This window comes from Nocardia pseudovaccinii NBRC 100343 (genome assembly GCF_001613225.1).
Classification (GTDB): Bacteria; Actinomycetota; Actinomycetes; order Mycobacteriales; family Mycobacteriaceae; genus Nocardia; species Nocardia pseudovaccinii.
Map to the genome: position 1 here is coordinate 45,682 of NZ_BDBY01000135.1, position 14,131 is coordinate 59,812.

15 protein-coding genes are annotated in these 14,131 nt (G+C 66.6%); 12 read left to right on the forward strand and 3 right to left on the reverse strand.

The window, feature by feature from the left end; translation table 11 throughout:
* Positions 1-2: 2 nt before the first annotated feature.
* The 11 genes from NP3_RS16270 (at position 3) to NP3_RS16320 (ending at position 10,751) form a co-directional block, all read left to right on the forward strand.
* Positions 3-854 carry an ABC transporter permease gene (locus NP3_RS16270; RefSeq protein ID WP_063042237.1) on the forward strand — a complete coding sequence of 284 codons (852 nt, stop codon included), beginning with the start codon at positions 3-5 and terminating at the stop codon, positions 852-854.
* 15 nt (positions 855-869) lie between these two features.
* Positions 870-2,027, forward strand: a complete 1,158-nt coding sequence (locus tag NP3_RS16275) for an MCE family protein (RefSeq protein ID WP_169814511.1) — start codon at positions 870-872, stop codon at positions 2,025-2,027.
* Entirely contained in the window at positions 2,024-3,040 is a 1,017-nt protein-coding gene (locus tag NP3_RS16280; RefSeq protein WP_063042194.1) for an MCE family protein, read from the forward strand. Before NP3_RS16275 ends, NP3_RS16280 begins: the two co-directional genes overlap by 4 nt.
* Positions 3,037-4,062, forward strand: coding sequence for an MCE family protein (locus tag NP3_RS16285; RefSeq protein ID WP_063042239.1), 1,026 nt, complete (start codon positions 3,037-3,039; stop codon positions 4,060-4,062). The genes NP3_RS16280 and NP3_RS16285 overlap by 4 nt, the downstream gene beginning before the upstream one ends.
* Complete coding sequence (locus NP3_RS16290) at positions 4,059-5,285, forward strand: MCE family protein (protein WP_063042196.1); 1,227 nt, start codon at positions 4,059-4,061, stop codon at positions 5,283-5,285. Before NP3_RS16285 ends, NP3_RS16290 begins: the two co-directional genes overlap by 4 nt.
* Positions 5,282-6,331: an MCE family protein gene (locus NP3_RS16295; RefSeq protein ID WP_063042198.1), complete on the forward strand. Its 1,050-nt coding sequence runs from the start codon at positions 5,282-5,284 to the stop codon at positions 6,329-6,331. Before NP3_RS16290 ends, NP3_RS16295 begins: the two co-directional genes overlap by 4 nt.
* Positions 6,328-7,704 carry an MCE family protein gene (locus NP3_RS16300; protein ID WP_063042199.1) on the forward strand — a complete coding sequence of 459 codons (1,377 nt, stop codon included), beginning with the start codon at positions 6,328-6,330 and terminating at the stop codon, positions 7,702-7,704. The genes NP3_RS16295 and NP3_RS16300 overlap by 4 nt, the downstream gene beginning before the upstream one ends.
* A complete protein-coding gene (locus tag NP3_RS47975) occupies positions 7,671-8,405 on the forward strand; it encodes an Rv1363c family protein (protein WP_157124347.1) in 735 nt (244 codons plus the stop codon). The genes NP3_RS16300 and NP3_RS47975 overlap by 34 nt, the downstream gene beginning before the upstream one ends.
* Entirely contained in the window at positions 8,402-8,911 is a 510-nt protein-coding gene (locus NP3_RS16310; RefSeq protein WP_063042201.1) for a hypothetical protein, read from the forward strand. Before NP3_RS47975 ends, NP3_RS16310 begins: the two co-directional genes overlap by 4 nt.
* A gap of 17 nt (positions 8,912-8,928) precedes the next feature.
* Positions 8,929-10,176 carry a CoA transferase gene (locus NP3_RS16315; protein ID WP_063042202.1) on the forward strand — a complete coding sequence of 416 codons (1,248 nt, stop codon included), beginning with the start codon at positions 8,929-8,931 and terminating at the stop codon, positions 10,174-10,176.
* Between the two features lie 146 nt (positions 10,177-10,322).
* Positions 10,323-10,751, forward strand: a complete 429-nt coding sequence (locus tag NP3_RS16320; RefSeq protein ID WP_218024862.1) for a cupin domain-containing protein — start codon at positions 10,323-10,325, stop codon at positions 10,749-10,751.
* A 213-nt stretch (positions 10,752-10,964) separates the two neighbouring features.
* On the opposite strand, the gene NP3_RS16325 is transcribed toward NP3_RS16320, so the two are convergent.
* Positions 10,965-11,909 (reverse strand): LysR family transcriptional regulator, encoded by a 945-nt coding sequence (locus NP3_RS16325; RefSeq protein ID WP_063042203.1) that lies wholly within the window; start codon positions 11,907-11,909, stop codon positions 10,965-10,967.
* An 80-nt stretch (positions 11,910-11,989) separates the two neighbouring features.
* On the opposite strand from NP3_RS16325, the gene NP3_RS16330 reads away from it, so the two are divergent.
* On the forward strand, positions 11,990-12,916 hold the full coding sequence (locus NP3_RS16330; RefSeq protein ID WP_063042241.1) for a serine/threonine dehydratase: 927 nt from the start codon (positions 11,990-11,992) through the stop codon (positions 12,914-12,916).
* A 139-nt stretch (positions 12,917-13,055) separates the two neighbouring features.
* Here NP3_RS16330 and NP3_RS16335 read toward each other — a convergent pair whose 3' ends face one another.
* Positions 13,056-13,415, reverse strand: coding sequence for an Rv2640c family ArsR-like transcriptional regulator (locus NP3_RS16335; protein ID WP_063042204.1), 360 nt, complete (start codon positions 13,413-13,415; stop codon positions 13,056-13,058).
* A gap of 120 nt (positions 13,416-13,535) precedes the next feature.
* Positions 13,536-14,114 carry an HdeD family acid-resistance protein gene (locus NP3_RS16340; protein WP_063042206.1) on the reverse strand — a complete coding sequence of 193 codons (579 nt, stop codon included), beginning with the start codon at positions 14,112-14,114 and terminating at the stop codon, positions 13,536-13,538.
* Between the last annotated feature and the right edge of the window lie 17 nt (positions 14,115-14,131).

The window sequence follows — 14,131 nt, forward strand, 5'->3', positions numbered from 1 at the left end:
CGATGGATATCGCCGAAACCGGCAAATTCGTCCGCACCCGGCAGCGGCTGGGCCGCTGGAACCGCGAAATCGACGCCGTCGGTGCGCGAATCATCTTCTACGGCAAGGCAATTCTGCAAACTCCCGGCGCGGTGGCCAGACATCCCGGCGAAACCCTGCGCCTGGTGGCCGAAATCAGTATGGGCAGTGGCGCTCTCGCGATGATCGGCGGAACCGCGGCGATCGTCGGATTCATGACGCTGGCGACCGGCAGCACCATCGCCATCCAAGGATTCAGCTCTTTGGGCAATATCGGCATCGAGGCGCTGTCCGGATTCCTGTCGGCCTTCATCAATGTGCGGATCGCGGTGCCGGTGATTTCCGGGATCGCCTTGTCAGCGACGCTCGGGGCCGGGGCGACGGCACAGATCGGGGCCATGCGGATCGCCGAGGAAATCGACGCACTCGAGTCCATGGCCATCCGGCCGGTGCCCTATGTCGTCAGCACCCGGGTCGCGGCGGGCATGATCACGATCATTCCGCTGTATTCGCTGGCTTTAGCGGCGTCGTTCCTGGCGGGACGATTCACCACAGTGGTGATCTTCGGCCAGTCACCCGGGCTGTACGACCACTACTTCTCGACCTTTCTCAACCCGATCGATGTGGCGTGGTCGTTCGTGCAGGCGATCGCGATCGCGGTGCTGGTCATGCTGATCCACACCCACTACGGATTCACCGCCGCGGGCGGTCCGGCGGGCGTCGGCGCTGCGGTCGGGCGCGCGGTGCGGATGTCGCTCATCATGGTGGTCCTCGTCGTGCTCCTGGTGTCACTCGCGTTGTACGGCGGCACCGGCAATTTCCACCTCTCCGGATAGGGCGTGGATGCAATGGTGCGGCAAATAACGCGGAAACTCGCGGTGCTCGGGCTGGTGGTCGTGACAGTAAGCGTCGGATGGCTGGTGCTGGGCAGCTACCAGCAGCGCTTCGACGACTGGGTAACGGTGACGGTGGTCGCCGATCGTGCCGGGCTGGTCATGGATCGCGGCGCGAAGGTCACCATGACCGGCGTCGACGTCGGCGAGGTGACCGCGATCGAATACGGCTCTGATCAGGCCCGGCTGACGCTGCGCGTGCATCGCTCGGCGCTGGCGTCGATTCCGGCCGATGTCACTGCCGAGATCACCTCCAATACCGTCTTCGGTGCGAAGTTCGTCAGCCTCGACGCACCCGCCCAGGCCGCCGCCGCACGGCTGGCTCCCGGTGCGGAGATCGACATTTCGCGCGTCACCGTCGAGATCAATACCGTCTTCGAGCAACTCACCAACCTGTTGCGGGTGGTCGACCCCGCGCAGCTCGAGGCAACCCTCGGCGCGCTGGCCACGGCACTGCAGGGCCGCGGTGATCGGCTCGGCGCGGCAATCGACCACGCCGCCGGGGTGCTCGCGCAATTGAATGCCGCCGATCCGGGATTCGCCGAGCTGCTGCGCACGGCCGCACCCACCACCCAGCTCTACGCCGACATCGCACCGGATCTGCTTCGCACGCTGGACGCGCTGACCACAACAGGCCACTCGGTGGTCGACGAGCAGCGCCAACTGTCGGCGTTGCTCATCAGCACCACGGCCGTCTCGAATACCGGGTCGGATCTGCTGGCGCACAACGGTTCCGGTCTCGCGGACCTACTGCGGCTGCTGGATCCCACCACCGCACTGCTGGCCTTGTACTCACCCGAGATCCCGTGTGTGTTCAGGGGAATCACGGCGGGCAACGCGTCCAACCCGGCCGCCTACGCCGGGCAACCTGGCATCAAGATGTTCGCCGGGCTGATACCGGGCGCGACGCCGTACCGCTATCCGGAAGACCTACCCAAGGTCAACGCGACCGGCGGCCCGAACTGTATGGGGCTGCCCTACACCGACCCAGTCGTCAATGTGCCGTACATGGTCACCGACACCGGCGCGAATCCGTACGATCCGTCGCGCCAGGCGATCGGGCTGCGGACCCCCGACCTCGTCAGCTACCTCTTGGGTATCGGAGGTGGCCGATGAACCGGTCGCGCGCAGTGAAATTGGGCATCTTCGTGCTCGTCATGCTCTTGGTGAACGGCGCGATGATCCTGGTGTTCACACAGGTCGAGGCCGGGGGCTCGCGGACCTATCACGCAGTGTTCACCGATGGGTCCGGAATGCGTCCCGGCGCGAAGGTCCGCATCGCGGGAGTCCCGGTCGGATCGGTCGGCGCGGTGCGCTACGGCGCGGATCACCGGGCCCATGTCGACTTCTCGATCACCACGAACGACCGGCCGACCACCTCCACCCGGGCCGCCATCCGGTACGAAGACCTCGTCGGCAACCGCTACCTCGAATTGCAGCGCGGCCCGGACACCACGCCGCTACCGGTGGGCGCAACCATCCAACCGCCGAACACCGCACCCGCACTCGATCTGGACGCCCTGCTCGGCGGGTTCCATCCGCTGCTGCAAGCGCTGGACCCGCGACAGGTCAACGAGCTATCGATGGCATTGCTGAAGATCTTCCAGGGCCGCGCGGGAACCATCGCTGATGTACTGACCCGGGTCGGTTCGGTGACCAGCACGCTGGCCGATCGCGATCAGGTCATCGGGCGGGTGATCACCAACCTGAATACCGTCCTCACCGAAATCGCTTCGCGGGGTGACCAATTCAGTAGCACGCTCGACCATCTGCAGCAGTTGGTGTCGGGTTTGGCGCAGGACCGGGACATCCTCGGGCACGCGGTCGAGGGCCTCGACGGCGCCGCCGACGCGTTCACCGGACTGCTCGCCGACGTGCGCCCAGACCTATCCGCCACGGTCAGCCAGTTGAATGCCGCGCTCACCCCGACCACCAACCACATCGACACCCTCGACGAAGTGCTCAACCGGCTTCCAGATGACTACCGCAAGCTGATCCGCATGGGCACCTACGGGTCCTTCTTCAACTTCTACCTGTGCGGCCTGTCGTTCAAACTGACCGGCGCGGACGGCCGCCCCGTGGTCATCGAGATGACCGACCAGCAGACCGGCAGGTGCGCGCGAAAATGAATCGACTCTCCCAGCGCGAAGCCGGTCGCATCGGTCTCATCGGCATAGTCCTGACCGCGGCGATATGTCTGGTCTCACTGCAATTCGACAAGATCACGCTGCTCAATGGCCAGCCGCTGCGGTACGGCGCTTTGTTCGACGATGCGAGCGGTCTGCGCGTCGGCGACGATATCTCGGCTGCGGGAGTGCGGGTCGGCACTGTCACCGATATCACCGTGGACGCTGGTCATGCGCGGGTCACCTTTACCGCCGACCCGGATATCGCACTAGGCGACGCGACCACCGCTACCATCAAGACCACGTCACTATTGGGTCGGCGCGCCGTCGAACTGGTCCCTACCGGTGTCGGTCGGCTCCGCACCGGCGACACCATCCCACTGGACCGGACCCGCTCCGGTTACACATTGCCGACCATCCTCAACGAGGCAACCACAACCATCCGCGATATCGACCTCGACCAGTTGACCCGCGCACTCGACAGCGCCTCCGATGTCCTATCGGCGGCGGCCCCGCAGGTGCGGCCCGCACTGGACGGGATGCGACGCCTCGCCGAATCGGTCAACCAGCGCAATGCCGCGTTGCGTGGCCTGCTCGCGGGCGCCGAACAGGTGACGTCGGCACTGGCCAAGCGCGGGCCACAGGTCAATTCCCTACTGCTCGACGGCAATTCGCTGCTCGCAGAACTCCAAGCCCGCAGTGCGGCGCTGGGCGGGCTCATCACCGGAATCGACCAACTGTCGCGGCAACTATCCGGTCTGGTGCACGACACCGATGCCGACCTGGCACCGGCCCTGGACAAGCTCGGACAGGTGCTGGCGGTGCTGAACAACAACCGCGACAACGTGGCGAAGAGCATCCAGGGCCTCTCCATGTACATCGGCACGCTCGGCGACGCCGTGGCCAGTGGTCCCTACTTCTACGCATACCTGCAGAACCTCGTACCCGCCGACTACACACAGCCCCTGGTCAATACGGTGCTCGGCCTCCCGCCTGCGCCCCTACCGATCCCACAGGTCCGATGATCGCCCGAATCCGAGCCGGTGCCTTGCGAATTCGAACCGGCCTCCCCCGCCGACGGTGGCTGTCGCGAATCACCGCCGCCGCGCTCGCACTCGCACTCGTAGTCGCCGGATACGACCTCGTCCAGCGGTCGCGCTATTACACCGTCGCGGCGCATTTCACCTCCACCAGCGGCCTGTACGTCGGTGACGAGGTTCGCGTGGTCGGGGTGAAGGTGGGCACCATCAAGGCGATCGAGCCGCACGGCACCGAGCTCACGGTGCGTATGCGACTGCCGCGGTCGCTGCGGTTACCGGTCGACGTGAAGGCCGTGATCATGGCCCAGAGCCTGGTCGCCGCTCGGTTCATCCAGCTCACCCCCGCCTGGACCGGTGGGCCCAGTGCCGGTCGCGAGGTCGATATCCCGGTAGACCGCACCGCAGTGCCGGTCGAATGGGATCAGGTGGAGGAGCAACTGTCTCGGGTCACCAGCGCACTCGCGCCGCGCCCTGATGACCCCACCGGACCCGGCGCACGGTTTCTCGGATCCGCCGCCACGGCGATGAACGGCAACGGCGACACCCTGCGGGCCAGCCTCGACCAGCTCTCCGCCACCATGGCGACGCTATCGGCGGGCAGTACGGACCTGTTCGGCACCGTCCGCAACCTGCAGGCGTTCACCACCGCGCTCGCGGCCAGCGAGCAGCAGATCGTCGTGTTCCAGGGTCGGCTGGCATCGGTCACCGAGGTGCTGGCGGGCAACCGCAGCGATCTGTCGACCGCACTGACCACGCTGGACACCGCCATCGGCGATATCCAGGCATTCGTCACCGAACATCGCGACGGGCTCACCACACAGGTGCACCAGCTCGTCGAAGCCACCGATGTGATCGTGGCCCAGCGCGATGCGCTGGAAACCGTGCTGCACCGCGCTCCCACCGCACTGTCGAACTACTACAACACCTACAACCCCGGACAGGGCGCGATGACCGGCGTTCCTGGACCCCAGAACTTCGGCAACCCCATCAATTTCATCTGCGGCGGCATCGCCGCCCTCGCGAACGCCACCTCCGAGCAAGGAGCCCAGCTGTGCGCGCAATACCTCGGGCCGCTGCTGAACACGCTGCGGATGAACTACCCGCCGGTGAGCATCAATCCGAGCACCGGCACCGGCGTTGGTCCCGGCCAACTCGTCTACAGCCCACCGCAATTGCAGCAGCTCCTGCTACCGGGACAGCCGCGATGAGCACCGCCCGCCACCGCCGTCCCGTAGCACTGCTGTGCGGGATCGCACTGTGCGCCACGGTGTCCGGATGCCAGTGGACCGGGTTGAATTCGCTGCCGCTGCCGGGGACGCAGGGCCACGGCCCCGGCAGCTACCACGTGGTCATCGAGATGCCGGACGTCACGACCATCACCCCGAACTCGCCGGTCCTGGTAGACGATGTGGAAGTCGGCACCATCACGACCATCACCACTGAAGACTGGCACGCGCGAGTGACCGTGGCGCTCAACGGTTCCGTCGTACTACCCGCCAATGCCACCGCCAAAATCGGACAGACAAGCCTGCTGGGCTCGACCCACATCGAACTCACCGCACCGGCCGACCCGCAGGGCTGGCTGGTCGAGGGCAGTGTGATCCCGCTGGCGCGAGCGGGCAGCTACCCGACTACCGAGCAGACGCTGGCCGCGCTGTCCATGGTGCTCAATGGCGGCGGGCTGGGACATCTGCAGACCATCGTCACCGAGGCCACCAAGGCGATTGCCGGACATGAGGATTCGATCGGCAATGTGCTCGACGGGATGAATACGCTACTGGGTGAGTTGGATTCGCAGCGGAACGCGATCACCGCCACACTCGACAATCTCGACCGGTTCGCCGCGCAGCTATCCGGTGACGCCGACACCATCGGCCGGGCCGTCGCCGCCATCGACCCCGCTCTCGGCGTGCTCAGCCAGCAGCGAGGAGACCTGACCAATGCCTTCGCCGCACTGACTCGATTCGGCGACGCCGGAACCGCCCTGGTACGACAGATCCACGGGGACCTGAAGCAGAACCTGGCCAACCTCGCGCCGACCCTGCAGCAGATCGCCGCAACCGGTGACGATCTCGTCGCCAATATCAACCAGCTCGCCACCTTCCCGTTCCCGCCGGTCGCCATCACCAATGGCATCCACGGCGACTACATGAACCTGTGGGCGGAAGCGGATCTCACCCTGCCGCGGCTGCAACAGGGCCTGCTGTTCGGCACCCCCTTCGCCGCCGCACCGGCGACCGGAGGTGGCCGATGAGTACCGAATCGACCAGGCGCACTTCCCGGCTTGTCCGCAACCAGCTGATCGTCTTCACGATCATCGCGCTGGTGTCGACGACTTTCACCGGCATCTACTATCTCCGGATTCCGGCGGCGCTCGATATCGGCCGCTATCGCGTCACCGTCGAATTGCCAGGGGCCGGTGGACTTTATCGCAATGCCAACGTCACCTACGACGGGCATACGATCGGCCGCGTCACCTCCGTCGACCTGGCACCCACCGGAGTCATCGCGACGCTGTCGCTCATCGACTCGGTCGCCGTGCCTGCCGACCTGACCGCACGGGTCCGCAGCATGTCGGCGATCGGCGAACAGTACGTGGATCTGCAGCCCGCCGTGCAGCACGGGCCTTTCCTGCGCGATGGCGATACGATCGCCGTCGACCGGGTGCGGATCGCCGATCGGATCGGTCCCATCCTCGAGCAGACCCGCGCGATCCTCGCCTCGCTCCCACCCGAAACTCTGCATACCGTGCTCGATGAGTCCGCGCGCGGATTCGGCGGTGCAGGAAAGGATCTGGCGAGCCTGCTGGACTCCACCGTCAGCTTCGTCGACGCCATGGCCGCCAATGGCGACGCCCTCACCACCCTCGTCCAGCAACTCACCCCGCTGCTGAACACCCAGGTGGTCAGCAGTGCCGAAATCCGCGATTGGACCGCGAATCTGGCCTATCTCACCGACCAACTCCGCACCGCCGACCCCGCCGTGCGCAATATCCTGGAACGCGGTCCGGCCGCGGCCGACGATGCCAACCAGCTGTTCCAGAACCTGGCACCGACACTGCCGCTGCTGCTGGCCAATTCGACCGCGGTGGGACAGGTCGCCCTGACCTACAACCCAGCCATCGAGCAGATCCTGGTCCTGCTGCCGCCCCTGATCGCGGCCGAGAACACCGCCGGTGCGCGCGGTGCCGCCGACGGGGGCGCCAATGTCGTCTTCTCCGTGGAGGTTCAGGATCCCGCCGCCTGCACCACCGGATATCTCTCTGCCGACGAACGACGCAGCCCCACCGACGCCAGCACGCCCGATACCCCGCCCAATCTGTACTGCAATGTCCCGCAGGATTCGCAGTTCGCCGTGCGCGGCACCCGGAACCTGCCGTGCCTGGAAAATCCGGGCGTGCGCGCCGCCACTCCCGAGCAGTGCCGCAACGGGGTGGTACCGCCCTCCGGAAACAACGGGCCCTTCGAGTTGAGTCCCTCGCCCGCTCCTGCCGGTGTCGCCCACTATCTGCCCGGTAGCCCCATGTATCTGACACCGGACGGACATCCCTACCGCCACATCGACATCAACCGACCAGACTCCCAGGAAGCGTCATGGACCTCACTGTTGACCGCTCCGATTCCCTGACCGCGACCGACGCCGCGACCGCGTTGATGACGGAACCGCCGCGGCGTCGGCGGGCAACCCGCCCGACCGGGCCACCGAGCGAGTCCCCAGATCCCCCGGAAGCCATGGTGAGCACTGATACAACGCCATCCGCGGGCAGACCACCGAGGGAGCCCAAACAACGCCTGCGACTGCGGCACGCTCGTCCGAAGCTGGGGCACAAGAGTTTTCGCACCGCTGCGGTAGTGCTCGCCGTCGCCGCGCTGCTCGCCGCGACCACGGTGACGGCACTGGCGCTGCGCGAGCATCGGCGGACCGACGTCGCCGCGAATCACCAGGCCGCCATCGTCGACACCGCCCGGCGCGGTGTCACCGCCCTGATCAATATTCGCCGCGACAGCGCCGATTCGGACTTCGCCCGTCTCAGCGATATCACCACCGCACCGTTCGCGGACGAACTGCACAGCCGGTCCGGGAACTACCTGCAGGCCATCCGAGACGCCGACGTGCTGTCCACCGGCGAGGTCGTCGCCGCGGCCATCGCCGCCGACGACGGCGCCGAGGCTCCGGACGACGGCACGGTCACCGTCATCGTCGCCGCGAACGCACAGGTCACCAACACGCAGACTCGGCAACAGGAACCGCGCTCCTACCGGTTCAGCGTGAAGATCAAGGAAGTCGACGGCACCCCGAAGGTATCCAACGTGGAGTTCGTGCCATGACCGATCGATTCATAGTAGTCCTGCGAAACATTCTGCGGCTCAGCATGATTCCGCTGCTGACTGCAGTGATCGTCGCCCTGACCGTCGCCGCGGTGCTGCTCGTGCGAGACAACCGGCACGACGCCGCCACGGTCGCCGCTCGCCGGGACGCCCCGACCGCCGCCCGCGAAACAGTCGCGGCAATGCTCAGTTACACCTCGGCCACGGTCGACAAGGATCTGGCCACCGTGGCGGGACTCACCGGCTCGTTCCAGGACGACTACCGCAATCTGGTGAACAAGACGATCGTGCCGGTGGTCAAGGAGAAGGGTGTGAGCACCAGAGCGCGGGTGGTATCCGCAGGCGTACTGTCGGCCTCCACCGACCGTGTGACGGTGCTGATGTTCATCGACCAGGTGACCATCAGCACCGCCGTGCCCGCACCGACCACCAGTTCCAGCCGGGTGACCGTCACCGTCGAGAAGCACGACGACCACTGGCTCGTCAGTGGTATGACACCGCTGTAGCCGAAAGGATGATGTAGATGCCGAATCCCGGGACCTCCGCGGCGCAGCCGCTGGCCGGTGTGCGCATCGTCGAGATCTCCAGCTTCGTCGCCGCACCGCTGGCGGGTATGACGCTGGCGCAGCTCGGCGCGGAGGTCATCCGCGTGGACCCGATCGGCGGTGCCGCCGATTACCGTCGTTGGCCGCTCACCGACGACGGCGAGAGCATCTATTGGACCGGACTCAACAAGGGAAAGCGCTCCATCACAGCCGATTTGCGCGCACCGGCCGGGCAATTGCTCGTCACCCGCCTGATCACCGGCGGCGGCCCCAGCGGCGGTATCCTGCTCACCAACGCCGCCGGTCGGGATTGGCTCGACTACGAGACGCTCACCGCCACGCGGCCCGACCTGATCCAGCTGGAGATACTCGGCCGCGCCGACGGTTCGGCCGCCGTCGACTACACCGTCAATGCTGCCACGGGTTTCCCGCTCGTCACCGGGCCCGCCGACCACGAAGGCCCGATCAATCATGTACTGCCAGCATGGGATCTGCTATGCGGTGTGTACGCGGCGCTGGCGATCACCGCGGCGGTGCGCCACCGCGACGCAACCGGACAGGGCAGCCGGATCACCGTCCCGCTGGAGGACGTCGCGCTGGCCACGGTGGGCAACCTCGGCTTCCTCACCGAGGCAGCGCTGTGCGGGCGGCAGCGCCCGCGCATGGGCAATGCCATCTACGGCCAGTACGGTCAGCACTTCACCAGCGCCGACGGCGTCTCCTTCATGGTGGTTGCCTTGACCTCCAGGCATTTTCGTGACCTGACCGAACTGACCGGCAGCACCCCGGCGGTCGACGCGCTGGCCACCGCGCTGGCGGCGGACTTCACCGACGAGGGCACGCGCTACCGTCATCGCGACGTACTGACCGGACTGTTCACCCCGTGGTTCCGCGACCGCCCCGCCGAGGAGATCGCCACCGCCCTGGCGAAAACATCGGTGCTCTGGGAGCGCTACCGCAGTTTCGACGAACTCGCGACCGACCCCCGCATCACGGCGAACCCTCTGTTCACCCTGCTCGATCAACCCGAGATCGGCGAATACCTCGCCCCCGGTTCCCCGATCTCGGTGAACGGTGCACACATTCCCGCCCGCCCCGCACCCCGACTCGGCGAACATACCGAGTCCGTACTGCAGGATCGGCTCGGACTATCCCCCGAATCTATTGCGGCACTGCGCATGTCGTCGATCGTCGCAAGCGAGCCCCCGGAACGAATCGCCCGATGATCGGTCTGATGTGTCGCGGCCTCAGGACAGCGGGGGGGAGCCGCGGCTATAGCGACGTGGAATCGGCGCGGACCGTGCCCGCAAGGTGGCGCTGAATCCAGCCTTTGAAGCGGCGAATCCCGCTCGCGATCGCGCTCAGGATTCCGTTGACCGACTTGCTGACCCGCGACACCGACCCCGGCCCGGTATTCCTAGCCGGTACCGAGATCTGCGAGGGCGAGGTCGGCCGGGAGTTGCTGCGGCGGATCAGCAGCGGTAACAGCCTGGAGATCTGGCGGTTGCGGATGCCTGCTCATACCGATCTGGCGGGCGTGCCACACGCGAACCGCACAGTGGAGCACCTGCTGGTCGCCTCGGGCCGGTTGACAGCAGGCCCGACCGATGACCTGCGCCTGCTGGGGCCTGGTGATCTGCTCGCGTTCACTGGAGACGCCCCCATCGCTACCGCACCGACACCGAACCGGCCGATGCCACCGTCGTCATCGCCTCGCCCGTCGTCAGCTGAGAAGCCACTCGAAGGCTGCGGGGGCAGGCCCACATCATTGAGCCCACCGCCCCCGTGCGTTCACGAGTGACAGTGCCCGGCGGCGCTGGCCGCGCGAGATCGTCGACTCCATGCGCCCGTTGCCTGCGACGACTCCGAGGCGCGATGGTCGCTGCCGGGCACAAGCCTCGCGGAACCGTCAGCGCTCCCGGCCGCAACACTTCCGGGCCTGATCGGGCTGAAAGATCCACTACGCCACGTCCCCGGCCTGCCGGGAATGCGAACAACTCGACGGTGCGCATGGCTATGGCAGTCGGGGCGAACCGCTCAGGCTGGTGCCGTTTGCCGCAGTGTGCAGGAAGGTGGCCAGTTCGTGGACGAGCGCGGTCGGTCGGCGACGGTGGACGATGCTGATCTCGCGGGCCGGGGTGTGTCCTTGCAGATCGTGGACCGAGACGTGGCTGTGGTCGGCTCCGGCGAGGATGCTCGCGGGGACGAGCGCGATTCCTAGTCCTGCGCCGACCAGCGCCAAGATGACGTGGTAATCGGCGGACTCGTAGGCGACGCGCGGCTCGAAGCCGACTGGGCGTGCGAGAGTTTCCAGACAGGTCCTGTTCGGTATGCCCGGTGCGCCCGAAATCCATGTTTCGTTCTCGAGGCCGTCGAGGTCGATGCCCCCCCGTGCTGCGCCTTCGGTGAGCCTGTGGCCGACGGGCACCACCAGTCGTAGCGGGTCGTCGAGCAGCGGCTGCCGGTCCAGTCCAGGGTGCGGTACCGGAGCCACGCCGGGGTAGCGATGGGTGATCAAGACGTCGAGATCGCCGGAGGTCACCAGTCCGTAGCCCTCGGGCGGTTCGATGGCGACCAGCGATAATTCGGCTCGAGGATGCCGGGCTTGCAGCGCCGCCAGCGCCGTCGGCACCAGCAGTTGAGCCGCGGTGGCGAAGGAGCCCAGCGCAAGACGCTGCGGCTGAGTTGCGATCGCGGCGTCGAGTGCTGCGCGCGCTTGCCGTAGCTCACCGATGACGCGCTCCGCGTGATCCACCAGAACCGCGCCGACCGGTGTCGGGGTGACCCCGCCCGGGCGACGTTCCAGCAGCCGGGTACCGAGCTCGGTTTCGAGTTTGGCGATCTGCTGTGACAGTGCCGAGGGGGTGAAAGCAAGTTTGCGCGCCGCCTCGGCGATGGATCTGGCGTGTGCCACCTCCATCAGGACCAGCAGGCGGTTCACGTCGAGCTCTCGCACCATACGGCCAGCATAAGCGCTGCTAACGTCCGCTTACTGAACGTTGCTTGCGCTAATTGGCTGGCGCGCGAACCATGAACTCCATGAAGAGTTCGATTGACCGTCCGGCCCAAACGCTTTCGGCCGCCGATGTGTACGCGGCTGCTGACAGAATCCGCCCCTACATCCGTCGTACCCCGTTGCTCGATCTCGAGGTCGACGATCGGCGTGTCCTACTGAAGCTGGAGTACCTGCAGCGCAGTGGCTCGTTCAAGCTGCGGGGCGCGCTCAACGCGATGCTCTCCGGTTCTCTGGATGACCAGGTGGTTGCGGCATCGGGTGGTAACCACGGCCTGGCGGTCGCGACCGCGGCATCGCTGCTGGGAGTGTCCGCGACGATCTATGTGCCGCAGACGGCTCCGGCGGCGAAAGCACGCCGCATCGAGGCCACTGGCGCGCGGCTGGTCCGGCACGGCGCCACCTTCGCCGAGGCTGCCGCGGCGGCATCGGAGGTTGCCGCGCGGCCGGGATATCGGTTCCTGCACCCCTACGACGATCCGGCCGTCATCGCGGGGCAGGGCACCGTTGCGGCTGAGATCGTCGCCGATGCCGCAGATGTCGACACGATCGTGGTGGCCGTCGGTGGCGGAGGGTTGGCGGCAGGTACGGCGCTGTCTGTTGGAGACCGCCGTGTCGTCGTGGTGGAACCCGAGCATTGCTGCTGCCTGAACGAGGCGCTCGCCGCAGGCAGGCCGGTGGACTCGGCGGCGGACTCCGTCGCTGCCTCGGCGACCGGGGCAAGCAGGGTCGGCGAGGCCCCTTTCGCGGTCCTGACCGCACACGAGGTGTCATCGGTTCTGGTCAGCGATGAGCAGATCCTGCACGCACGCGACCGGCTGTGGGAGGAATGCCGGATCGCGGTCGAACCGGCCGCGGCGATCTCGTTCGCCGCATGGCTCGCCGACCAGGTTCCCGGGGAAACGCCGTGCCTGATCGTCTGCGGCGCGAACGCCGACTGGACCGCCGAGTGAGGGCACACGCGGCGACGTCGGTTTGGGGCAGCCAGGTCGACCTGCCGCAGGGTGACTGTTCGCCCACCCGGAATCATAGGTGCGACACCATAATTCGCGCCACCCCACGGCCCACAGAGTCGCCCACCTCGTCTCAGGGCTAGCGGCAGCACTCCGGGTCGAGTACGAAACACAAGGCGGACAACGCATCCCGGCGTGCCGCATGCTGCACGGTCATGCCCTGACGCACCGATTCCACCAGACCGGCGGCGCGCAATTGCCCCAGATGATGGCTCACCGTCGACTCCGCCAGTGCTACCGCGCCGGCCAGCTCGCGGGTATTGACGGTGCCGTCCCGCTCGGCCAACAGCAGCGACATCAACTTCACCCGCACCGGATCCGCCAGTGCCTTCAACCGCAACGCCACCTCCAGCGCGACCCGATCGTCGACCGGGGCCGCCGCCACCGGCGCGCAGCAGATCGGCGCGGACACATCCAGCGCGGGCAGCGTCTTGGGCATCCCTATATCGTGGCATAAATCGAAAGGCCCGAGCCGCGCCGCCATAGCGAAAGCATCAGTCCCCCACCGGAAATACGCCTGCGGCCGCCGCAGTAGCGACGGCCGCAGGAATCGCAGATCTCAGATCTCGGCGAGCTTCTTCGCATCCTTGCGGACACCGAACGAGGTGACGATCTCCATGATGCCCAGGACGATCAGCCACCACCCGGCGACCAAGGCCAGCGTCGCCACCGACGCGACCGGCCACACGATCAGCACCACACCACCGATCGCGGTGATGATTCCGAAGAAAGCCTCCCAGCCGCGCCCCGGCAGCGCGGGCTCGGAGATCGCCGCCATCAGCAGCGCGACACCGCGGAACAGCCAGCCGATACCGATCCACAGGCCGAGCAGAAGAATCGATTCCAACTCGTCACGGAAGCAGAAGATACCGATGATGATCGACAACACACCGCTGATGAACGCGAGCACCCGGATTCCGGTGCTGGTATGCGTGCCGAATGCGGCCACCAACTGCAGGAAGCCACTCACCACCAGATAGATGCCGAAGATGATGCCTGCGGCCACCAGTGTCACATCGGGCCAGACCAGGATCATCACACCGAGGATCACCGACAGGATGCCGGTGACCAGCACCGTTTGCCACGCACTGCGCGCAACCCGTTGCAGAGGACCCTCTAGCACGCTGTTTGTCGTCATAGCGTGATGCTATGCCT

Bases quoted from the DNA above. Each gene is read 5' to 3' on its own strand.
- NP3_RS16270 (WP_063042237.1), top strand. From the start codon at position 3: ATGGATATCGCCGAAACCGGCAAATTCGTCCGCACCCGGCAGCGGCTG.
- NP3_RS16280 (WP_063042194.1), top strand. From the start codon at position 2,024: ATGAACCGGTCGCGCGCAGTGAAATTGGGCATCTTCGTGCTCGTCATG.
- NP3_RS16285 (WP_063042239.1), top strand. From the start codon at position 3,037: ATGAATCGACTCTCCCAGCGCGAAGCCGGTCGCATCGGTCTCATCGGC.
- NP3_RS16290 (WP_063042196.1), top strand. From the start codon at position 4,059: ATGATCGCCCGAATCCGAGCCGGTGCCTTGCGAATTCGAACCGGCCTC.
- NP3_RS16295 (WP_063042198.1), top strand. From the start codon at position 5,282: ATGAGCACCGCCCGCCACCGCCGTCCCGTAGCACTGCTGTGCGGGATC.
- NP3_RS16300 (WP_063042199.1), top strand. From the start codon at position 6,328: ATGAGTACCGAATCGACCAGGCGCACTTCCCGGCTTGTCCGCAACCAG.
- NP3_RS47975 (WP_157124347.1), top strand. From the start codon at position 7,671: ATGGACCTCACTGTTGACCGCTCCGATTCCCTGACCGCGACCGACGCC.
- NP3_RS16310 (WP_063042201.1), top strand. From the start codon at position 8,402: ATGACCGATCGATTCATAGTAGTCCTGCGAAACATTCTGCGGCTCAGC.
- NP3_RS16315 (WP_063042202.1), top strand. From the start codon at position 8,929: ATGCCGAATCCCGGGACCTCCGCGGCGCAGCCGCTGGCCGGTGTGCGC.
- NP3_RS16325 (WP_063042203.1), bottom strand. From the start codon at position 11,909: ATGGTGCGAGAGCTCGACGTGAACCGCCTGCTGGTCCTGATGGAGGTG.
- NP3_RS16330 (WP_063042241.1), top strand. From the start codon at position 11,990: ATGAAGAGTTCGATTGACCGTCCGGCCCAAACGCTTTCGGCCGCCGAT.
- NP3_RS16335 (WP_063042204.1), bottom strand. From the start codon at position 13,415: ATGCCCAAGACGCTGCCCGCGCTGGATGTGTCCGCGCCGATCTGCTGC.
- NP3_RS16340 (WP_063042206.1), bottom strand. From the start codon at position 14,114: ATGACGACAAACAGCGTGCTAGAGGGTCCTCTGCAACGGGTTGCGCGC.